The sequence below is a fragment of the Deltaproteobacteria bacterium genome, from assembly GCA_029860075.1.
GTDB lineage: Bacteria > Desulfobacterota > JADFVX01 > JADFVX01 > JADFVX01 > JAOUBX01.
Window position 1 is genome coordinate 1 of record JAOUBX010000001.1, and the last position, 22,385, is coordinate 22,385.

The 22,385-nt window shown below is 44.6% G+C and carries 20 protein-coding genes; 11 read left to right on the forward strand and 9 right to left on the reverse strand.

The window, feature by feature from the left end; translation table 11 throughout:
- Nucleotides 1–234 precede the first annotated feature (234 nt).
- On the forward strand, nt 235–1,176 hold the full coding sequence (locus tag OEV42_00005) for an IS110 family transposase (protein ID MDH3972631.1): 942 nt from the start codon (nt 235–237) through the stop codon (nt 1,174–1,176).
- Between the two features lie 334 nt (nt 1,177–1,510).
- On the opposite strand, the gene OEV42_00010 is transcribed toward OEV42_00005, so the two are convergent.
- Nucleotides 1,511–1,921, reverse strand: coding sequence for a DUF4279 domain-containing protein (locus tag OEV42_00010; protein MDH3972632.1), 411 nt, complete (start codon nt 1,919–1,921; stop codon nt 1,511–1,513).
- Nucleotides 1,922–2,100: 179 nt separating this feature from the next.
- Between OEV42_00010 and OEV42_00015 the strand changes: the two genes are divergently transcribed.
- Nucleotides 2,101–3,444 (forward strand): integron integrase, encoded by a 1,344-nt coding sequence (locus OEV42_00015; protein ID MDH3972633.1) that lies wholly within the window; start codon nt 2,101–2,103, stop codon nt 3,442–3,444.
- A 111-nt stretch (nt 3,445–3,555) separates the two neighbouring features.
- A complete protein-coding gene (locus tag OEV42_00020; protein MDH3972634.1) occupies nt 3,556–4,485 on the forward strand; it encodes a hypothetical protein in 930 nt (309 codons plus the stop codon).
- Nucleotides 4,486–4,504: 19 nt separating this feature from the next.
- On the opposite strand, the gene OEV42_00025 is transcribed toward OEV42_00020, so the two are convergent.
- Entirely contained in the window at nt 4,505–7,807 is a 3,303-nt protein-coding gene (locus OEV42_00025; GenBank protein MDH3972635.1) for a translocation/assembly module TamB domain-containing protein, read from the reverse strand.
- Between the two features lie 113 nt (nt 7,808–7,920).
- Here OEV42_00025 and OEV42_00030 point away from each other — a divergent pair, with 113 nt between their 5' ends.
- From OEV42_00030 to OEV42_00050, 5 genes are all read left to right on the forward strand, one after another.
- Complete coding sequence (locus OEV42_00030) at nt 7,921–8,889, forward strand: polyprenyl synthetase family protein (protein MDH3972636.1); 969 nt, start codon at nt 7,921–7,923, stop codon at nt 8,887–8,889.
- 118 nt (nt 8,890–9,007) lie between these two features.
- The gene (locus OEV42_00035) at nt 9,008–10,252 is read left to right on the forward strand and encodes a nitronate monooxygenase (GenBank protein MDH3972637.1); all 1,245 of its coding nucleotides are present in this window, start codon (nt 9,008–9,010) and stop codon (nt 10,250–10,252) included.
- 76 nt (nt 10,253–10,328) lie between these two features.
- Nucleotides 10,329–11,483: a cysteine desulfurase gene (locus OEV42_00040; GenBank protein ID MDH3972638.1), complete on the forward strand. Its 1,155-nt coding sequence runs from the start codon at nt 10,329–10,331 to the stop codon at nt 11,481–11,483.
- Nucleotides 11,484–11,485: 2 nt separating this feature from the next.
- Nucleotides 11,486–11,743 (forward strand): DUF3343 domain-containing protein, encoded by a 258-nt coding sequence (locus OEV42_00045; protein MDH3972639.1) that lies wholly within the window; start codon nt 11,486–11,488, stop codon nt 11,741–11,743.
- Nucleotides 11,744–11,824: 81 nt separating this feature from the next.
- Nucleotides 11,825–12,517 carry a thermonuclease family protein gene (locus OEV42_00050; protein ID MDH3972640.1) on the forward strand — a complete coding sequence of 231 codons (693 nt, stop codon included), beginning with the start codon at nt 11,825–11,827 and terminating at the stop codon, nt 12,515–12,517.
- On the opposite strand, the gene plsY is transcribed toward OEV42_00050, so the two are convergent.
- From plsY to OEV42_00080, 6 genes are all read right to left on the reverse strand, one after another.
- Complete coding sequence (plsY, locus tag OEV42_00055; GenBank protein ID MDH3972641.1) at nt 12,514–13,152, reverse strand: glycerol-3-phosphate 1-O-acyltransferase PlsY; 639 nt, start codon at nt 13,150–13,152, stop codon at nt 12,514–12,516. The two genes, OEV42_00050 and plsY, sit on opposite strands and share 4 nt — an antisense overlap.
- Nucleotides 13,153–13,425: 273 nt before the next feature.
- Nucleotides 13,426–13,752 (reverse strand): (2Fe-2S) ferredoxin domain-containing protein, encoded by a 327-nt coding sequence (locus OEV42_00060; protein ID MDH3972642.1) that lies wholly within the window; start codon nt 13,750–13,752, stop codon nt 13,426–13,428.
- Between the two features lie 27 nt (nt 13,753–13,779).
- Complete coding sequence (locus OEV42_00065; protein ID MDH3972643.1) at nt 13,780–14,172, reverse strand: FxsA family protein; 393 nt, start codon at nt 14,170–14,172, stop codon at nt 13,780–13,782.
- Nucleotides 14,173–14,376: 204 nt separating this feature from the next.
- Nucleotides 14,377–15,297 (reverse strand): U32 family peptidase, encoded by a 921-nt coding sequence (locus tag OEV42_00070; GenBank protein ID MDH3972644.1) that lies wholly within the window; start codon nt 15,295–15,297, stop codon nt 14,377–14,379.
- 36 nt (nt 15,298–15,333) lie between these two features.
- Nucleotides 15,334–16,377 carry a U32 family peptidase gene (locus OEV42_00075; GenBank protein ID MDH3972645.1) on the reverse strand — a complete coding sequence of 348 codons (1,044 nt, stop codon included), beginning with the start codon at nt 16,375–16,377 and terminating at the stop codon, nt 15,334–15,336.
- A gap of 142 nt (nt 16,378–16,519) precedes the next feature.
- Complete coding sequence (locus tag OEV42_00080) at nt 16,520–16,939, reverse strand: secondary thiamine-phosphate synthase enzyme YjbQ (GenBank protein MDH3972646.1); 420 nt, start codon at nt 16,937–16,939, stop codon at nt 16,520–16,522.
- 292 nt (nt 16,940–17,231) lie between these two features.
- Here OEV42_00080 and OEV42_00085 point away from each other — a divergent pair, with 292 nt between their 5' ends.
- Entirely contained in the window at nt 17,232–17,777 is a 546-nt protein-coding gene (locus OEV42_00085) for a GAF domain-containing protein (GenBank protein ID MDH3972647.1), read from the forward strand.
- 225 nt (nt 17,778–18,002) lie between these two features.
- Here OEV42_00085 and OEV42_00090 read toward each other — a convergent pair whose 3' ends face one another.
- A complete protein-coding gene (locus tag OEV42_00090; protein ID MDH3972648.1) occupies nt 18,003–18,878 on the reverse strand; it encodes an SDR family oxidoreductase in 876 nt (291 codons plus the stop codon).
- A gap of 103 nt (nt 18,879–18,981) precedes the next feature.
- On the opposite strand from OEV42_00090, the gene OEV42_00095 reads away from it, so the two are divergent.
- Together OEV42_00095 and OEV42_00100 are read left to right on the forward strand one after the other, a co-directional pair.
- Nucleotides 18,982–21,222, forward strand: a complete 2,241-nt coding sequence (locus tag OEV42_00095) for an adenylate/guanylate cyclase domain-containing protein (GenBank protein MDH3972649.1) — start codon at nt 18,982–18,984, stop codon at nt 21,220–21,222.
- 72 nt (nt 21,223–21,294) lie between these two features.
- The gene (locus OEV42_00100; GenBank protein MDH3972650.1) at nt 21,295–22,383 is read left to right on the forward strand and encodes a glycosyltransferase family 9 protein; all 1,089 of its coding nucleotides are present in this window, start codon (nt 21,295–21,297) and stop codon (nt 22,381–22,383) included.
- Nucleotides 22,384–22,385 lie beyond the last annotated feature (2 nt).

Here is a 22,385-nt window from a genome sequence, read left to right on the forward strand (position 1 = left end):
TATAAACTTTTTGTAACTATCCCTTTCTCCTTCTTCAAAAATCTGAATAACGTTTTAGCAACTTGAGGTAAAAATACTTATCGATCATTATCGAGGAAAACATTCTCTCTGTTGTTTCCTCTTTGAAGATGTGATGGGGATATCCATATCCAACTATTCTTGCGATACTTGGCATGGTCGATTTATATCATATCAATCTGTTGCTGTCAATTAATTGGGATGTGTCCCTATTAAATGGAGACTGATACGAAAGATCCCCGTGTGATCAGGACGCTGGGGCAGCTTGGCAAGGTAATAAAACACCGAATGCTCAATGAGGATTACCTGATGTTGAGGAAGCTGAATAAACTTTACGATGATACCGATGTGGAGATAACACGGGCCAGATGCAAGATCAACCGCCTGCTGGTAGAACTCTTTTGTGACTATACCTTCAAGAAGGATTTTTTATACGACACTTCAGGCAGAGCCCTCATAAAACACTTTGCTTGCAATCCTTACCGGATAGTAGACGCAGGCTATGAAGAGTTCAGCCTTACTATGAAAAAGGCAGTTCCAAGGATAAGGCAGGAGACCTTAAGACGGCTCTGGTGTGATGCTTCAAGCTCAGTCCTTAATGAACTTCCCAATGGCTACATAGAGGTACTGGAGATACAGCTTCATCAGTTGATAAGAGATTATGATGAGCAGATAGGGCGCAAAAAGCGGCTTAAAGTGAAGATGCAGGAGATACTGGATCGTTTAAGGGAGAAAGACCCTAACATTCCGCCACCTACACCTAATGTAATATCTGAGACTAACCTGGCGAGGCTTTTGGGAGAGACGGGGCCACTGGGTGACTTTTTACACTGGCGGCAGTTGATGCGCTACGGTGGCCTCAATATCTGTGAAAGGAAGAGTGGAAAATATCAGGGACAAAGCAAGATTACGAAGAAGGGGCGCCCCCTTCTAAGGAAGCTATTGAATATCATCATTTTGCCCCTCGTCAGAAGGAATCATCTCTACGGAGAGTATTATCATGCTAAAAAAGACGTAGACAAGATGGTGGGGACAAAGGCCATGACTGTAGTATCGAGGAACTTTCTGAAGAAGTTTTACGGTTGGTATAAATCAGGGGAAGCATTTGATATGGAGCGGTTTTTTACCTGTGAAACCGAGTATCGGATGGCGGCATAAAAAGCTTTAACTTTCAAGGAGAATAGAAAAGAGAAAATGTAATTAACAAGTCCGGCAGCTTCCGGCCCTAAAGATGACCGCCACTCGCTTGTGGCCCTCAAGGGACCATCAGGTTCACAGTAAGTCACTTGGGGCCGGGAGTTCCTGACATGGCCTATAAAGTATGGATGTCCTGCAAATAAAGCAAGGACCGAACTTTGGTAGTATTGCCAGTTGAGGAACGGATGCTGAAGGACTTTGAAAGGATTTGAATATCGAAAAACAGGAGAAGTGAAAAGACAGTCTAAATTTTTTTTATTGACTTCATTCGCCTAAAGGTAATGACTGGTTAGCTCTAATGTTTATATGTATCGATATCAATAAATGCACCAACTTCTCCCAAAAACTCTACTGTATCAAGCTCAAAGCCTATGGTTGGAGTAGAGTGCTCATCATTTGCCGAGAACCATAAAACAACTTCAAGCCTTGGAGAAACATTGAAGCGCTCCTTGGCTTGTATAATGAGATGCTTCACTGGCTTTAGTTTATTAACTATCTCCGAAGCCATTTCAAATACATCGATACATTCATTGACGACGTTGTTCGTGGAAAGCTCCCATGTACTCATTTTAGGAATTTCCCCAGGAACCTTTGATCCTTTACGTATTATCGAAGTTGGCTCTATTCCTAAAAATTTCGTCAATTGGTCAGGATCAAAACCGTCACCATCTAGTGCGAAATATACCCTTCCTTCGTTCGTTTCCAATAAGTACTCCTCTGCGAGCTAACCAGTTAGTCTAAAGTTTTTACGTACTCTAACAGACAAAATATCAATTTGCAAATAATGTTGATGATTTTTTTTAAATTCCATAATATAATCAACAGTCTCTTTTATGCATAACTACTAGAAGCAGTATATATGAAGTTTTATTAATATCACTCAAAATGAATATACCAACAGATATTAGAGCAAAATTCGATGCTATTTTGCACAAAAAACAATTGCCCATAAAAAGCCGTAATCTTTATAGAAAATGGCTCAGCTATTATCTTGATTTCTGTAAAAAATATAATTACAAAGCACTGGATAAAGAAAGTCTTCTCCCTTTTATAGAGAAACTGAAGGAAAAGAATCAATCAATGGATCAGCAAAAAGAAGCATCTCAGGCGGTAAAACTTTATTTATTCAGTTTTGATAAGAGGTCCCATTCAAATCCTTCACACCCTGCCGACAGCAGATTGCCGCGCTTCCCTCTCAATGACAGGATAAATCCCCATACCGCAGAACCGTGGCCTGGAGAAGAAATCTCATCTGAAAAGAGAGCCGCCGGGTGGAATGAAGCAATGGAGAGATTGAAAAAGTCTATAATGGTAAGGCATTACTCCAGAAGAACTCTTTCGGCCTATCATATGTGGGTGAAGAAGTTTCAGGGGTTTACAAGGAACAAAGAGGTCGAACTTCTTGACTCTTCAGATGTTAAAAACTATCTGGAACATCTGGCTGTGAATCAAGGTGTTGCGGCTTCTACCCAGAATCAGGCGTTTAATGGTCTTCTCTTCTTTTACAGGCATGTTATAAAAAAGGATTTCGGCATACATAAAGATACTGTCAGGGCAAAAAGAAAACCCTATATTCCGGTTGTATTAACGCGTGAAGAGATAGACCGGATTCTGTTTCACCTCGATAATCCTTATAAACTTGCCGCACAGCTTATGTATGGTTGCGGACTGAGACGTTTTGAGTGCCTTCAACTTAGAATCAACAATTTCAATTTTGATGAAGGGATATTGACCGTTCACGATGGAAAGGGCAAGAAAGACAGAACAGTGCCACTACCTGACACTTTAATGCCTTGTTTAAATGAACAAATAGAGCTTGTAAAAAATCTTCATGAAAAAGATCTCAAAAATAGTTATGACGGCGCTTTTATGTTTGATGCAATTGAAAAAAAATATAGAAATGCATCGAAAGAACTTATATGGCAGTGGTTTTTTCCTGCAAAAAAGTTAACTATCGTAAAGGGATCAAAAGAAGTCAAACGGTATCATCTGCACGAAAGTCACATGCAAAAGGAGATGAAAAAGGCTGTTAATAAAGCAAAGCTCTTAAAACGCGCCTCAGCTCATACCTTCCGGCACAGTTTTGCTACACATCTGCTCCAGGCCAATTATGATATTCGTACTGTTCAGCAACTGATGGGGCATAGTGATATTAGAACAACCATGATATACCTGCATACAATGAAAAGTCAGACCAAAAAAGAGATAATGAGCCCCCTTGATTTTTAGCGGATTCAACATAGGAACACCAACTTTTTTGCCCTTCTTTTTTCTTTATGCTATAGTGATTTCCAAAAAATATGATCAATAGACAAAGCCATCTGTCTAAAGGAGGAGTTTATGTTGAGACCGGACGAAATCCCGGCCCATGTGGGCGCCAGAAGGGTGCTTATGGAGGAGACGGCGCCTACGCCGCAGGGGAAAAAACTGAGACACCCCGCTGAAAAGGCGCCCAGAATATTTGCCGATACGGGTTCAATCGATGAAATCAGACCGCTTCTCGATGCGGGTATCGTGTCGGGTGTGACGACGAACCCGACGCTCATGAAAAGGGCAGGGGCTGATTCATGGGAGAATGCCAAGACCATGATGAAGGAAATTGTCAGGCTCATGGACCCTTATCCCGTTTCTCTGGAGTTGACGGAACTTACAGAAGATGAAATGGTTAAACAGGCGGCAGAACTGGCTGCTTATGGTCACAATGTGGTCATCAAGGTGCCTGTCGGGGGCTATCAGGCCGTCGATTCTTCCATGGACAAGCACACGGGCCTGAAAGTCCTTCGTGCCCTCTGGGAAAAGGACATTAAAACGAATGCCACGCTTATATTCAACAGTACCCAGGCTCTCTGGGCGGCGAGAGCGGGTGCTAGCTACGTTTCGCCTTTCCTCGGCAGGGTGGCTGATTATCTCTACAAGCATGATGAAGCCGAAAGGGATATTGGAAACGCACTATATTACATGGAAGACCACAGAGGGGCGAAGGAGAATACAAGGGTCCATAATACGTCCTACGTTGCTTCCGGGGGGGCGAGAAAAGATGCCGGAATCCGGCTCATCCATGAAATTTCGACTATCTTCAGCAATTATCATATTAAAACGGAAGTGCTTGCCGCTTCCTTCAGGAATGACGTTCAGGTTCCCGAATCACTCCTTTGCGGCGCCGATATTTTGACCGTACCTGCGCCTATCCTCATGAGAGTGGCTGACCATCCGCTGACTGATGAAGGGATGAAGTCTTTTGTGGAGGATAGCAAGGCTTTTGAGAAATAAAGAAAGATAAACATGTTTCCTACTCAAACTCAAACCTGAGAATCACATCCCCGCCGAAGGCCCCCACCGTTTCTTCCGTCGAAGCCCAGCTTCCTTCGAAGGAGAGATTGTCGTCGAGTTTGTACTCTACTTTGACTTCTTCATCGAGGGTCGACATGCCCCTTGAATAGGTCGCCGTTGTATTTTTACCGAGATCTTTATCCACCGTTATCCGGGCTTCCGTTGTTTCCGCTGTTTCCGAGTAGTAGGGCTCGATTCTCAAGCGGTCAAAGCCGAAATATTGCTTTATGGTGGCTTCAATATCTTCCTGCAGTATGAGTGATGCTGCGCCAAGCGAGGTAATCTCTGTTCCTTTCCCTCTCAGTTCGTCGCCTGTATAGCCGAAAGTGACAAGTGAGACGATTTCCTTCTCCTCGAGAGGCGGGTCCGAGTTCAGGGTAAATACCAGGTTTTTTGGGGGGCCCGTTACATTAACATTAACGAGGTAGTCCTTAATGCTTGTTTCTGCATCGATGTTTACCACGGGTACGATCTTCTCCCTGTTAGTAAAGTCTACCGTCCCCTTGCTGATTGAAAACTCCCTGTTCCTGAAATAGCCTTTTCCACCGATTGTTTCGAGCTTTCCTATGAGTGAGAGCTTGCCCCCCTTTCCTATAAGGATGAGGTCCCCCTTTAGTTCCATGTTACTGAGATTATTCTTTATGATGAGGTTGTCATCGGCCCTGAAGTGGATTTTAACATTCAGCTTGCCTTTATCGGTTTTATTCCCCGTCTTTGCATTGATCTCCTTTGTGTCGATAAGCTTGACCATTTTTGCAAGAAAGCCCTTGAATTCAAGCTGATCGGTGTAGCTTGCTCTTATTACCTCGATATCACCACCAAGGGTTACCTCCTTGCCTGTGGCTGTTACCGTCACTCTCCCCTTCGATCTCGACGGCAGCCAGCGGGGGATGGTCAGGTCCACTTCCTCCACATCGAAGTAGAGCTTTATTTCAGACGGTTTGTAACCGTCAAAAACAAGGTGTCCTCCACCTGTAAAGTCTGATCCTTCCAGCTTGCCCTTCAGGTTGTCGATGGTAATCCTGTTGCCGATGAGCTTCAGCTTTCCAAAAATAGCGTTCATGTCATAAGGGAAACCCTTGAATCTTACCATTCCTTTTTGGGCCTTCATGGCGCCCTCCAGGAGAGGTTTGGTGATTTTGCCGCTTATTTTTACATCCACATCGACGCGCCCTTCAATGTCTTCCACTCCTTTCAGCTTGTTTTCAAGCCCTTCGAGTTGTGCAATGGCTATAAGGGAAATGTCGGCCTTTCCATCGACCGAGAGAGAACCTTTCATGGAAACGCTGCCGTAGCGGTCGCTGAAACTGGTGCGGCTGAAAGAGAAGAGGCCCTTATTAAACTTCAGGGTAAAAGGCGTTAAGGAAATCCGGTTTTCATCGCTCAGTACGAACTGGAGTTTACTGGAACTGTAGGAGATCTTTTGTTTGTCGGGTTCAGTGGGATTGATTTTTGCGTAAAGATCACCTCCCAGGTCGGCAAAAACAGGGGACTTGCTGCTTTTGAGCTTCTCCGCCAGGAGACTTGCCCTGACGATAGGCGCTGAGAGGTTGCCCTCCACTTTTCCCTTCAGGTTTACAATGCCTTCAACTTTGTTGTCAATATGATTTATGCGGGCAAGGTCGATTCGGTTTGCCTCAAAGGTGACATTGATTTCTCCTCCCGACAAAATAGCGCCTCTTGCCCTGACTGTCGATCGGCTTTTGTAAAGAAGGAATTCTTCTATGGTAAAGCTATTGTCAAGGTACTTGCCCTTCAGTTTTACATGATCTGCCCTTTCACCGAAAAGTTCTCCTTCACTAATGATAAACTCTCCACTGATCGCCGGGTTTTCAATGTTTCCAACCATGTTGAGCCGAGATTTGATTTGCCCCTCCATGGGAAAGTCTTTACCCCCTATGGCAAGGAGTTCCGAAATTTTACAGAAAGGGACCTCGATTCTTATGTCGCTTTCCAGGGGAGCTTTGTCGGAAAAGGAGAGACTTCCGCCGACTGAGACTGTCGCCTTTCCCCGGCTCATTTTTATTTCCTCCGTCCATAGCTTTTTATCGCCATAGTTTAGTGCTCCTGTCAGTTCTTCTGCATTGTACTTTCCGTAGGCAATATTTACGGCCTTAATGGCGGTTTTTACTTCAGGCTTTGACAGGCTGCCTTCTATTTTTCCTTCAGTTGCAAAACTCCCCTTTGGAACAGGGCTCATGAAGGGGGAGAGGAGGCCCGAAAGATTACCAAAGGCAAGCCTTGCCCGGAGGTCAATTTTGTTGTCCGGGAAAATACTCCCTTTCAGGCTCACATCCAGGTTGTCAGCAATAAGCTCCCCCTTCCTGAGCTTTATCTCTTTATGAAGGAACTGGAGAGAAGTGTCTATTTGAAGAGGTTTTTTCTTTTTATCGTAAACGAGGCTTGCCTTAAGGTCCGCTTTATTATTGTTATAGCTAAAGTGAGCGGCAAAGTCCCCCTGTCCTTTAAAGGGCAACTCTTTTTTTATGTAACGGGAGACCCTGTTAAAAGGAATTTTTCCCCTTATGCTCCCTTTTACATATTTCAATGGTTTTATGCCGATTGTTGCCGAGCCGGAGAGGGTGCTCCACTCCGGGGAGATGGATATGTTGTGAAGCTTTATTTTTGCTTCATCTTTCGTTCCTTCCACTTTTATACCGCTAAAATCTTCCTGCCGTCCTTTCATGGCGACCTTGCCTTTTGCCGCATTGATTGTGAAGGTATCACTGCCTGTATCTGTTTTTGACGTTGAAATATAGGCCTCTTCTATCTCGATGAATTCATCTTCACTTAGCCTGATTATGAAGTGCCCTTTTTCAACGCTGATTTCTCTGATGCTGGCTTTGAAAAACTCGGGCTGAAGTTTGTCCTTAACGGTGTCGTCTCTCCTGAACTTCTCCGGCAGAGCGCCGGAAAAAGCATCCAGTTCAGGCTCGATGACTGAAATACGGTTAATGTTAATTGTCCCTGAAAAGGCCTGGATGGGATTAAGTTCGGCTCTGATCTTTTTTAAGTGAAAGACCGCTTTTTCCTTTTCTTCAATAAGAAAAGTGATCTCTGACATTTCAATGCCGGGAGGAAATAAAGAAAGTTCAACCTTGCCGATTTCCGTCTCTCCGCCGGTGAATTCATTGATAATTCTTTTTGTCGATGTGATGATGAGAGGATAAATATAACCATTTATAAAAAAATACGATGCCGCTGTCGTGAGAATAAGAACAGCGGCAAAAAAGGTAAAAACTTTTATTGCTCTTTTTTTCAATTAGATGTGTCCTGTCCTTTTACATTGAAAGCTGAATAAACACTATAACAGACAACTTTTCCTTTGACAAGAATAGGCCTTTTAGCTATCATGAGCGTTTCTAAATTATGGATATTCAAAAGATATTAAAGCTTGTTGAAGGCGATCTTCTGCGTGTGGAAGATGAGTTCAGGAGAAACCTCCAGTCCAGGGTAGAGCTTATACCCAAGGTGGGGGAATATGTGCTCCTTAGCGGCGGCAAAAGGCTGCGTCCCATTCTTTTACTCATGACTGCCAAAGTCGTGCAATATAACGGTAATGATCATATCCTTCTGGCCAGTGTTGTCGAGTTTATTCATACGGCCACGCTCCTGCATGATGACGTTGTCGACAATGCAGACTTAAGGCGCGGAATGACTTCGGCCAACTCCGTCTGGGGCAACGAAGCCAGTGTTCTTATCGGCGACTTTCTATACTCCAAATCTTTTTCCATGGCTGTTCAGTGCAATAGCATCAAGATACTCAAGGTTCTTTCCGACGCTACGACAGATATGGCGAGGGGGATGGTTTTTGAGTTGATTAAAACAAATGATATTAATACGACGGAAGAGGATTATATCCAGGTAATTATTGATAAAACAGCCGTGCTCATCGCTGCTGCCTGTCAGGTAGGCGGAATCCTTGGAGAGGTGGATGAAGAAAGAGAACTTGCCCTCAGGGATTACGGCATGAATATGGGGATTGCCTTCCAACTGATGGATGACAGTATGGATTATGTCTCTACGGAAGAAGATTTCGGTAAAACCATAGGAACGGATCTGCAGGAAGGAAAAGTAACGCTTCCAGTGATTAAGGCGCTCAATGAATGTACCTCTGAAGAGAAAGAATCTATCAGTGGGCTTCTTGATTTGGATGAAATAAACGAAGATGACCTTTCCCTTGCCCTGGATCTTATCAATAAGTATGGGGGGATTGACTATACTGTTCAAAAGGCGAGAGATTACATTGCCAGGGCAAAGGAGAATATTGCTGTTTTTGAGGACTCTGAAATGAAGGAGGCCCTTCTTGAAATGGCAAACTACGTGGTTGAAAGAGAGAACTAGCTGACTTCTTTTGAAAGGGATAATCAACTATCTTGCCAGCCGGCTGAGTAACATTTCCATCATTGATGGCTAGTCCCTGTTCCCAATTTATAAAATCTGCACAGGTTAAAAAAAGAGAATGAATAAACTGGATGATTACCGTCTGAAACTGGGCGGGAAAGAATACGTGCCCATTATGCTTGGCGGTATGGGTGTTGATATTTCCAATGCCGAACTGGCGCTTGAAGTTGCCAGGCTTGGCGGAATAGGGCACATATCTGATGCGCTCATCCAGTCTGTTTCCGACAAATATTACGGAACAAGCTTCGATAGGGAAAAACTCAACAAATACCGGCATGTGGCGCCTCTTCGAAACAAGGCAGAGGCGCAGTTTGACCTTGCTCATGTTGAAAAGGCGACCAAACTTCACGTCGAACATACCATGAACGGCAAGAAGGGTGACGGCGCCATCTACATTAACTGCATGGAAAAGCTGACCATGAATGCGCCAAAGGAGACGCTCAGAACGCGGCTGGCGGCAGCCATGGATGCGGGCATAGACGGCATTACGCTAAGCGCCGGACTCCATCTCGGCTCCTTTGATCTGATTAGTGATCATCCCCGATTCCGTGACACTCAACTCGGTGTTATTGTGTCATCCTTAAGGGCCCTTATGCTCTTTCTTAAAAGAGCTGCAAGGGTTAATAGAATGCCCGACTTCATTGTCGTAGAAGGGCCTCTTGCCGGTGGTCACCTCGGTTTTGGTGCAGAAGACTGGAAGAAATTCAACCTGAAAGATATTGTCGCCGAAGTTATTAGATACCTCAAGGATAAGGACATTCATATCCCCGTTATTCCGGCAGGGGGGATTTTTACGGGGACCGACGGCGTTGAATTCATGGCTATGGGCGCATCAGGAATCCAGGTAGCCAACCGTTTTACCATTACCAGAGAATGCGCCATGCCTGATGAGGTAAAACAGGAGTACTTTAAGGCAAAAGAAGAAGATATTGTTGTCAATACGATCTCTCCGACAGGCTATCCTATGCGTATGCTTAAGCATTGCCCTGCCGTCGGTTCCGGTGTGAAACCTAATTGCGAAATGCTCGGTTATCTTCTCGACAAGGACGGTAACTGCAGTTATATTGATTCTTACTACAGGGAACTGGAGAAGGGGGATAAAGTATCCGTTTTTGACAAGACCTGCTTATGTTTCCAAATGAAAAACTATAAGTGCTGGACATGCGGACATTACGTTTATCGTCTGAAAGATACGACAAACCGGCTTGCCGACGGCAGCTACCAGTTGCTTACGGCTGAGCAGGTTTTTGAAGATTACCAGTTCAGCACGGATCACGCCATTAAAGTACCATCACTTCCATAAGGAGTGGTACTATCTCCTTTTCAGTAAGCCTTTCAGTTCTGTTTAAAAAATGCCATCATGGGGATTTAAGTGACCTATGAAAAAGCCTGCTATCTACATGGATAATGCAGCCACGTCTTTTCCCAAGCCTGAATCCGTATACAGGGCCGTGGAAGAGATGATGCGAACAAGAGGCGGCAATCCCGGCCGGTCGGGTCACAGGATGGCCCTTGCCGCCAACAGGGTAATATTCGATGCAAGAGAATCCCTGGCAAACCTCTTTTCCATAAAAGACAGTTCCCGCCTTATTTTTACTTCAAACGCCACAGAGGCGCTCAATCTTGCAATCAAGGGAATTGTCGGAGAGGGTTCCCATGTTATTACTTCGGGGATTGAACACAGCTCCATAACAAGACCCCTTTCCGCCTTGCAGAAAAAAGGGGTGCAAGTCAGTAAAATAGATTGTGACAAGGACGGCTGTTTCCATGCGGAAGAGATAAAAAAAAAGATAAAGAATAATACCTCCCTCATTGCCCTTACCCATGCCTCTAACGTTATTGGAACCATTGAGCCTGTTGCCGGGATTGGCGCTTTGGCCAGGGAAAGGAACGTTCCTTTTCTTCTCGATGCAGCCCAGACGGCAGGGACTATGCCAATTGATGTGAATGAGCTTAAAATTGATCTCCTGGCGGCGGCGGGACATAAAAGCCTGCTGGGAATGCAGGGGACGGGGATTCTCTATATTGCTCCCCATATTAATCTTACTCCCCTTAAAGAGGGGGGCACAGGCGCCGGTATTTCAGGTGATGAACAGCCCCTTGAGCTTCCCGACAGGTTTGAAGCGGGAACGATGAATACGCCGGGTATTGCCGGCCTTGGCGCCGGTGCGAGGTTCATCCTGGAAGAGGGTTTTCCTGCCATCAGGCAAAAGGAAATGAGCCTTATAAAAAGGCTGATAGAAGGTCTTGCCGGTGAACCTGGCATCACGATTTACGGCAGTCTCCATGCAGAAGAGAGAGTCTCTCTTCTCTCCTTTAACATTAAAGGGATAGATTCTTCGGAAGTGGCCTTTCGCCTCGATGATGAGTACGGTATAATGACGCGGGGAGGGCTGCATTGTGCTGCCGATGCCCACAAATTCCTTGGGACCTATCCGGGAGGGTGTGTCAGATTAAGCCCCGGTTACTTTAACACTATGGAAGAGATTGATGCCGTCATAGCGGCTGTGCGGGAAATTGCCGGGGGAAAGTAGTTGTGTGGGAAGCTGAAAAGAGGGAGAAACTGAGAAAGAGAGAGGGGACTTTTCTCGTTTTTGAAACAACCCACCTGACCATGAAAGTGGAAAGCCTTTTTAATAATAACGGCATAGCAAACAGGCTCTTTCCGAAAGCCAAAGGTGTTGTCAGTAAATGCGGGCTTATGGTCAAGATACTTGAAAGTGACCTTGAAAAGGCGAAGGGCCTTTGTGAAAAAGAGGGGATTATTATTAATGAAGTTGTTATAGTCGAATGAGTAAAAATATTTCGCGCAAAGACGTTTATGCCCTGCGGGTGCAAAGAGTGCAAAGAAATAACCTATAAAATAAGAATCAAAATGTTAAAACCGCTTATTATTTTTTTTATTGTTTCATCTCTTAACTTAAATATAGCTAGTGCCTTTTCCCAGGAGTACAGGTGGGTAGATGAAAAGGGCGTGTTGCATTTTTCCGACAATCCCCCGCCGGAAGATCTTAAGTCGAAACCTCCTTTAATAGAGAATCCCGAGTCTCTGGTAAAAGAGCCGGAACAAAAGCCTGCACCGGAAGTAAAGACAAAGCCGAAGCCTAAAGTAAATCCCCCAAAAAAACCGACAGTAAAAGTAGTTCCTTTAAAATCAGAGGAAGGGAAAAAACTGTACGATATTAGGGGAAAAGTAGCTCAAATAGCAGGAGTGGATGCAATAATTCTCACTTCAGGAGAAAAGGTTAAGTATATTGGTGTACGTGACCCATCGACATTTCTTTCTAAAAACGATTTGTCGCACAGGATGACTGAAGTGCTAAGTTTTCATGAAAAACTGGTTAAGGGCAAGACAGTAACGGTTTTGCTCGGTAAAAGAAAGAAAGATAAAAAAGGAAATTACCTGGGGCATGTTTTTCTGGGGCAGCAGGCCTTTGTCAATGCTGAGTTGCTCAGGAAGGGATTTGCCATGACGGAAGAGTATCCCGGTGACTTTGAGTATCAGGCTCTTTTTATTCGTTTGCAAAGAGATGCCCAGGAGAAGGGCTTAGGTATCTGGAAGTATTAGTTTTCTTCTGAGACTTGTGGTTTTTCTACTTCTTCCTCTTTAATTTTTTCCTCACCTAGTTTGTTTTCTTGTCCTTCAAGAAGTCTCAGAATATTCTCTTTATGCCTGTAGATAACAATTCCGCCAATGATGACGGCAAGAATAATATAAATTTTTGTTTCCGAAAAGAGACCAATGAATGCGGGCATGAGACCGGCAGCGACGACGGAGCCGAGGGAGACAAATCGCCAAATGTAGACAAGCCCCCCAAAAACGGCTATAGCTGCAAGTACGGACAGGGGACTGATATAGATAAAGACGCCCAGTGCCGTGGCAACACCCTTGCCGCCTTTAAAGTTATTAAAGAGGGGATAAATATGGCCGAGAAAGGCTACCAGCCCTACTGTTGCGATGAGCCAGGGGAAATCCCCTGCTACTACTGTCGTCACCAGCAGGGGGATGACGCCTTTCAGCGTATCCCCCGCCAGTGTTATTATTCCTGCTTTTTTCCCTGCAACTCTTCCCACATTGGTGGCGCCGATATTACCGCTTCCCTCCTTGGTGATATCACCGATACCATAGTATCTGGCGAGTATAACGCCGGTTGGGATGGAGCCGATGAGATAGGCGAAGAGTATGAGCAGGGTTTCCTTCATTAGTGTTGTGTCAACCGTAAATTAGCAGCCTCAGCGAGATGATAAGCGGTCATATGCAAGGCGCGCGAGCGCGGGACTAGCTGTAGATAATTCAAGCGAGCGCAACACAGCAGATGGCCGCTTATCATCTCGCCCGAAGGGAACCATTCATACCGCCCAATGCTGTGTTGCAGCCACTTGAAATATGAATAACTATTCCTGCGTGATTGCGCCTTGCCTTGGACTGTATGAAAGGCTCTGAGGCTGTCAATTGACGGTTGACGCAACACTAGCTTAAAACCATTCGCTGTCGGCTATTAAGAGCCGTTCTACGGGAGCTCCCGCCTCAATGTGAGAATCCATGATCTCTTTAACATCCCCAGGCTGGACCTCTTTGTACCATACGTTATCGGGCATGACCGTTACCACTGTTCCCAGGTTGCAAGGTCCGAGACAACCTGATGCTGTCGCCGTGATTTTACCATTAAGTTCCCTGGCTTCTCTTTCTTCCCTGAATGCATTAAGAACGTCGGAAGCGCCCACTTCTCCGCAACTCCCTCTCGGGTGTCCAGGCGGTCTTCTGTTACTGCAAACAAGTATGATTTTTTCCGGTTTTGGCATTTTAATCCTCCAATTTAATAGTTTTACTTAAAACTTACGGATATGGATATCCGTAATGGACATCCTGTATTTTATATATTTCTTTAAAAATTGCTTGATAATAAGCCGTGATGAAGGAATAACAAGCAGGAACCCTGTTAAATCGGTAGTAACACCCGGTGTGACGAGCAAGGCGCCGGCAATGAGAACGAGAGCGCCGTCGAAGAGCTCTTCCGCCGGAAAGCGGCCCTCCAGCATATTTTGCTGAAAGCGGGTAATAACACTGATTCCCTCCATCTTCACAAGGTAAGCGCCCAGCATGGCTGTAAAGATAACAAGCATTATCGTGTTTAAGGTCCCAATGACTGTGCCGATCTTGATAAGCAGGGCCAGCTCAATGACGGGAACGATGGTGAATATGAGGAATAGTTTGAAAAACATTTAATTTCCTTAATTAATTGATTAGCTACTGATCTTCACTGATTGATTATGATGCCCTATGATTATGTTTCTCCTTGTAATGTCATTTCGACCAAAGGGAGAAATCCTGGGAGCTAATTATAAAAAAGATTTCTCACATACCTTCGAAATGACAGATCAGTGCTTATCATAAATGATCTGTGTCAATCTGTGTCCAACCAGGCTTTATTCAAGAGCCAGATCAGCCAGTTCATCCCCTTCAAGAAACTCGAGCCCCGCCTTGCCGTGAGACCAGCCGTTGCAGAAACCGATTTTCTCCAGTGGATTAAGCATTTCCATTGCTTCGTCGGCATCGATTTCACCGGCCAGTCTCTTGCTGAAAATGTTGACCACCTCTTTTGTCACTTTATGTTGAGGGGATATCCTCAGTGTATCTACACCGATTGCTTTTAGATCGTCCACTTCCCGGATCAGGTTCGAACACTTGCCGCTTAATATCTGCGTTCCGTTCAACTTGAAGAGCGGTTTTCTGTCGAGATCCTCAATGAGCATTCCTTCGGGAAACTTGCGGCAGTCATACTTGCAGTTGCTCTTTAAAAGACCGAAAGCTCTTGACGTATAGCACCGCCATGAAAAAGCGAGGGGTAAATTGCCGTAAGCAAAGGCCTCCGTTTTTATGTCGCACTCATCAATAACTACCTTCATTGAATCGATAGAAAGTTCGACGGGGAAGATAAGCCGGCTTATACCGGCAGACTTGAGAAAGTTAACTGTCGATACATTATAGCTTGTAATATGAGGGCCTGCGGCAAGTTCCTTACCTTTTCCCAGTTGGAGTGATGCGGGATCGTTACACTCAATGGGGAAGGGGAGGGCCGCATCGTCTTGCACCCGTTTTCTGTCCATTTCATCTGCTACGAGAGCCAGGGATGATATATAGACCTTTTTCCCTGCTGCTTCGAGCTTTTTGCCGACTTTCTCAAGGTCGGACAGGGTAAGGCCTGCCATCTTTGGGCAGACTACCTGGCCGATGTAAACGATGGATAGGGGATAATCGGCTACTTCATCATAAAAATTCAGCAGTTCTTCCCTGCTCCAGTCGTAAAGGACCGGACCAAGGGATAGGTTGGTATTCGTTTCTGTCATTGCCTTTCCTTTAGTTGAAATTCAGATATGAGGTGACTATTTCTGGATGTAGGATCCGTAGGTTGTTTGCATCCCTTCCATGGTCTGGGCTGCCTGCTCCATCCACTTGTCGTCTACATAGTACCCTTCCGGGTCGTCATAGTAACGGTCAATGGCATCTCTCAGTATGCCCGTCATGGTGGAGACATAAGACCTCGTTCGTTGTCTTCCCTCTACCTTAAGGGAATCGGCGCCGCTTCCTATCATTTGGGGGAGGATTTCGAGGACATTAAGTGACGACGGTTCCTCGATGGGATAGCCGAGTTCTTCGCCGTTGAAATAGTAGCGGCCCTTGCAGCTCGTAGGATAAGAGGTGACTTCACCGGGGGCGTACTTGTTAAGCACGACGCTTCCAAGGCTCACCTTCAGTTCATTTCCTTCATTTTCAAAGGATACGAAACTTGACGGCGAGCAGACGCCGCCTGTGTTGCAGGAGACGCCTGTAATATAAGACGACAGGTAGCATCTTCCGCAGATGTTGATGCAGAGGCCGCCGAATCCGAAAACTTCCAGTTCAAAATCGCTCATTTCATCTTTGATTTCGCGAATCTCCTCGACGGTAAGCACGCGGGGAAGAACGGCCCTTTTAACGTTAAAATGCTCCCTGTAGAAATTAAGGCTTTCTACATTGGATGAACTGCCCTGGACACTCAGGTGAAGCCTCAGGTCGGGGTAGGTTTCTGCGGCATACTGCAATATTCCCATGTTGGCAATGATAGCCGCATCGGCGCCGAGGTGGACAACATTGTCTACCGATTCAAACCATACCTTCTCATCGTGAAACTGGGGGAAGGTGTTGATGGCAATATAGACTTTTTTTCCCTTTTTATGGGCATATTCAATGCCGTTGCCTATATCTTTGTTGCTAAAATTGAGCCCTTCGAAATTTCGGGCATTGGTGGCATTTCTGAATCCCAGATAAACCACATCGGCGCCACTGTCTATTGCCGCCTTAAGAGAGGGAAGGTTCCCGGCAGGGCAACATAATTCTATTTTTTCATCTTCCATTATTTCCTCATTTTCATGCTTTATTGAGTTCATGTTTCGTCTCTTCTGAATCGATGAGACGACGGACTACACATATTATCAGATTGCAAGTTTTTAATGCAAGATATAAGACTTTTTGGATGATTATGTCCTCTTTTGGTTGAAAAAAGAGTTTTTCTTCTTTGGTACAGTTTTCCTAATCGCCGATGATTTTTACCAGAACCCGCTTTTTTCTCCTGCCGTCAAATTCACCGTAAAAAATCTGCTCCCAGGGTCCGAAATCGAGGTCTCCATCGGTGACGGCAACGACAACTTCACGGCCCATGACCTGCCTTTTGAGGTGGGCATCGCCATTGTCTTCACCGGTCCTGTTATGCATATATTGTGAAATCGGTTCATGGGGCGCAAGTGACTCAAGCCATTTTTCATAATCCTGGTGGAGGCCTGACTCGTCGTCATTGATAAAAACGGAAGCTGTAATATGCATGGCGTTGACAAGTATGAGACCTTCACTGATATTGCTTTCTCTCAGGCACTGTTTTACCTGAGGCGTAATATTTAAAAAGGCCCTCCTTGTGGGGATATCAAAGCAGAGTTCTTTTCTGTAACTTTTCATGTCTCTTCTCCTTAGGTAGTGAGGTATTAGGCTTAATCGCTCTATACAGAGATTTATCATAAAGAAGGACTTTAGGGAACCTTTAAAAATCATGACCGGAATATGCGGATTCAAAAATAGTTACCTTCTTTTGTTATTCATATTTTATGGTGATTCATCACTATTGTTAAACGAGGGACAAGAGGAATGAAATGAAGATCAGCAAATCCCGCTCAACCCCGCAATAATCCATCTTGACCTCATTGTCTTAATTTGCTATGAAAATAATAAACACTACATGGGGGTTAACGTTATGAGAGAAATGTCAAAAAATCCTGAAGCCTTTGGAAAGCTGATCAATACAATCGTCTCGGCAATAGATATTAATGGAATGTTGACGGAAGTTGTTGATGAAATCAGGGAGTATATGGGCGCTGACCGATGCAGCCTCTATATCCTCGATGGTGAGAAGAATGAGCTTTATACACGAGTTGCATTGGACTGTGAACTGGAGGAGATCAGGGTCCCCGTTGACAAACAGAGCCTCATCGGTTATTCGGTTGCTGCCGACACAGTACTGAATATTGATGATGCTTACAATGAAAAAGAACTAAAAAAAATTGATGAAGATTTGTCATTTAATGATAAATTCGACAAACTGAGCCATTATGAAACCCGTAGCGTTCTTTGCATGGCAATTAAGCATCGAAATAAAACGATAGGCGCCTTCCAGGTTATTAATAAACCCGGTGGTTTTCTTCAGCAAAACATTCAGGCAATGAATGAATTTGCGCCGATCATAGCGCTTGCCATTAATAATGCTGTTATGGAAGAGAAGCTGAATAGAGCAAGCGCATAAGCCGGATTTTTGTGTGTCAGTTTATTTGACAGAGCGTTGCGCCGGATTTCCCCCGATATATTAAGGGTTTGTTGAACCCTGCTTTTCTGCTTTTAAATAAGAAGGGTGAAAGAAGGAAAGTGAAAGTGTGATTTGTATAAAGGGGCTGCGAAAGCGGCTCCTTTTTTTGATATGGAGCATCGTTTTTACATTCTTGTTCCTAAAAAAATAGTGTTTTTACCTGCCTTATTGGCCATTTATACATGAGGGAAGTCCTGAGTCGAGATCCGGGTATTTGGGTGTCACACCCAGTTCTTCACGCATAAGCCGGTTATTAAGACGCTTCGATTCGGCAAGATAGGAAAGCATTCCTTTACTCAGTTCTTTTTTGGCCTCTTCCAATGAGATGGCCGGTGGCCGTTTTATTTTTAACAGATCGGCCACTTTATAAAAGTAATCGGTCATCGTTGTGGGATGACCATCACAAATGTTGTAAAGGGAAGCTCGCCGGCCATTTCTGGCGGCTGCAAAGCATGCGTCGGCAAGGTCATCTGCATGGATGCGGTTACTGAAGGGCGATTCTGCTTCCCGCAACAGGGGCAGCCCCTCTTTCAGCCTTTTTACAGGTAGCTTGCCCGGGCCGTATATGCCGGGAACTCTCAGCACAATAACCGGTGTTCCCGTCTTCTCCCCCCAACTTTTCAATGTTTTCTCAGCCGATAATCTTCTTGTCGCCCTGGCTGCCTGTGGAGCCGGCGGCCTCTCTTCCGTTATCCACTCACCATTGCAATTTCCGTAGACACCTGTTGTGCTAATCAGGACTGCAACTTTTGGAAAAGGCGGTTTACTGTGTTTTTCCGTAAACGCTTTCATCCTGATGTCTTCTAAACCAAGCGGGGGAGGAGGCGCAAAGTAATAAAGAATGGTATTCTCCAGCGGAAGGCAGGGGAGAGCATTCTGCCCGTCAAGATCGCCTGCGATGCTTTCAATCCCGAGTCTTTCCAGTTCTTTTGCGGAGCTTTTGGAGCGAACAAGGGCTGTTATTTTACTTCCTCTTGCCTGTTCAAGTTTAGCGACTCTTTTCCCCATATAGCCGCAACCTATGATTAATACTTTATCCATTAAGCTTTTCTTGAGTTAGCGTTGAATTTGTTAATCCCATTCTTGCGTTGACTTGCCACTCACATCTGATAAAATCAGATTATCTTAATATGGGGAATAAGCGATGAAAAGTCCAGTGAAAGTTACGCCTTTCAGGATCAGCATGATCTTTACCGCACTTGCAATTTTTTCCTATATAACAGGTTTCTCTTTTTTTGAAACGATGGAGCTTAAAAGCCTCGATATGAGGTTTGTTACAAGAGGACCCAAGGCCCCGGGCCAGGAAGTCGTGATAATTACGATAGATGAGAAGAGTCTCGATCATTATGGCAGATGGCCATGGCCCAGGAAGAGGATTGCAGAACTGATAGATTCACTCACTCATTACGGTGTAAAGAGTATTGGCTTCGATATTGTTTTTGCCGAACCTGATCATAACGCTCAATCAATTGAAATTGTCGAGATTAAGAATAAACTGGATAGCCTTGCTATTAAGAATAGTGAACTTGATTTATTTCTGGAAAGTAAAATACGCGAAAATGATAATGATTCCATCCTTGCCGAGGCTATAAAACGATCAGGCCGTGTTGTCCTTGGCTATTTTTTTCATTTTAGTGATTCAGATCTCAAACATATTGATAAAAGCAAGATCAGGGAAGATAAGGAATTGAACCGTTCCAGTTATTCTCTGGTTCAACATATGACGGAAGAAGCCAGGAGTGTCGATTTTGCAAGTACTGCTTACTCTGTAGAATCGAATATCGAAAAATTTTCAAAGGAAGCGGCAGGTTTTGGTTATTTTAATGTCTTGCCTGATGAAGATGGAACTGTCAGGTGGGCTGCATTGATTATGAGGTATAAAGACAAATATTTCCCTCCGCTTTCATTGCAGTTGGCGAGGAACTATCTTGACGATAAAGGTTTGAAGATAGTTGTTGATGAATTTGGCGTTCAGTCGATTGTGCTTGGGGGCAGGGACATCCCTACTGATGAAGATGGAAACCTCCTCATAAATTATAGAGGTGTGAACAAAACATTCCCTCACTATTCAATATATGATGTTATTACAGGAAAAGTGCCCGGAGAAAAGCTGAAGGATAAGATTGCCTTGATCGGCCCTACAGCCATAGGTATCTATGATATGAGAGTTACGCCCTTTAGTGGTGTTTTCCCTGGCGTCGAAATCCATGCAAACATTATAGACAATATTGTTCATGGAGACTTTTTGTACAGACCTGAATGGATTGGCATGGTGGATCTTGTGATTATCCTGTTAATCGGTATTCTGCTTGGACTCTTGCTGCCAAGGTTGGGCCCTCTTGCGGGAGCTCTTTTTACTGTTGCTGTTTTTCTTCTCTTTACGAGTGGAAATTTTTATGCCTTTGTTAATGAGGGGGTTTGGCTAAATTATGTGTATCCTGCAATTTCCATTATTACAATATATACGTCAATTACCCTTTACTACTATATGACCGAAGAGAGAGAGAAGAAGAAGGTAAAGAATGCCTTCCAGTATTACATGACTTCTTCCGTTGTAAATGAAGTATTGAAAGATCCTGAAAAATTGAAACTCGGGGGAGATAAAAAAGTCCTTTCCGTTCTCTTTTCAGATATCAGGAATTTTACCACCATCTCTGAACAGATGTCGCCTGAATCCCTCGTTCAGTTTCTAAATGAATACCTGACGGTTATGACAGATATTGTATTCAGGCATGATGGAGTGCTCGATAAATATATGGGAGATGCCATTATGTCAATTTATGGCGCCCCTATGGATCAGGCAGACCATCCTCTAAGGGCATGTAAAACAGCCCTTGAGATGATGCAGGCCCTAAAAAAACTGCATCTTGTCTGGGAGGAGAGGGGGCTTCCTAAAATGAATATTGGAATAGGCATCAGTACGGGTCCCATGGTTGTCGGTAATATGGGTTCCGAGAGGCGTTTTGATTTTACCGTAATGGGAGATACCGTTAATCTCGGTTCCCGGCTGGAGGCAATTAACAAGGTTTATGGCACTAATGTGATTATTAGCGAGGATACCTATGACGGCGTGCGAAATGAAATGGTTTGCAGAGAGCTTGACCTTGTGAAAGTCAAAGGGAAGGAGCGGCCTGCAAAAATATATGAACTTATGGCGGAAAAAGGCCGTGATGGAAGGTATGAAAAGCTTGCTGCAGGTTTTGGTCTTGCTCTTGGTCTTTATAGGGAAATGAAATGGGATGATGCTATTTCAGCTTTCCAGAAAGTTTTTGAAATACGGCCTAATGACTTGACTTCTAAAATGTATATTAAAAGGTGCCGGACGCTTGCTCAATCACCTCCCCCGTCCGATTGGAATGGTGTCTTTAAGATGACAACCAAGTAGGTTGCTGTTGCCGTGCCGGATTACCTTACCCGGTTAAAAAATAATTCAAGCCGAGATCTGCAAGAGTTTAGGTTGAACAGAAAAATCAGGTTCCTGAAAAAAATAGACTCCCTTATTGGTCCTGTCTCCGTCCGGGTCGTCAACGCTTTATTAAAACCTCAAAAGCGTTTGTCCGGTAAAATTACCTCTATCCTTGTTATTCGTCCCGGGGGCATAGGTGATGCCGTGCTGCTTCTCCCTGCAATGAAAGCGCTTAAAGGCGCTTATCCTGATGCTGTAATTAACGTTTTATGTGAAAAGAGAAATGCCGGGATTTTTCACCTTTGTGCCGAGGCAGATAAAATCTCTCTCTATGACAGACCGTCGGAACTTTTGTCAGCAATTGCGGGCAGCTATGATATGGTTATAGATACAGAGCAGTGGTACAGGCTTTCAGCGGTGATAGCTTATCTCACGAGAGCGCCTTTAAGAATAGGCTTTGCCACTAACGAAAGAGAGGTTCTTTTTAGCAGACCGGTTAACTATTTTCAGGATAAATATGAAATGGAGAGCTTTCTCGATCTCCTTGGTGATTTACCGGAAAAGAAAAATCTAAAAGAGGAATCTTTTCTTACTCTTCCGGATAAAGAAGCCGGCGAGGCAGAGATGATATTAGGACCTTTTTCAGCCGGGAAAATAGTGGCGCTTTTTCCCGGTGGAAGCATCGAGGAAAAAAAATGGCCCCTTCAAAAGTTTCACCACCTTTCCCGATTACTGGTTGAGCAAGGTTATGCCCTGGTTGCAGTCGGCGGCAAATCTGATTATAGGGATTGCTGCCATGTGGCAGACGGTATTGAAGAATGTATTAACCTGTGCGGACAACTGACGCTTGCCGGGACTGCCGCCATTTTAAAGCGAGCATCCTTGTTGATAACAGGGGACTCTGGTATAATGCATATCGCTTGCGCGCTGGGTACGTCAACGCTTGCGCTCTTTGGTCCCGGTAATGAAAAAAAGTGGTCGCCCCGAGGGGGTGCGCATGCGGTAATCAGGAAGAGTATCGATTGCAGCCCCTGTTCGAGGTTTGGTGATACACCCGCCTGTAAAAAGAACAGGGAATGCATGAACCTTATTGGTGTGGAGGAAGTTTTTATAAAAACTGTTGAGTTGCTTGAAAGGTAGAA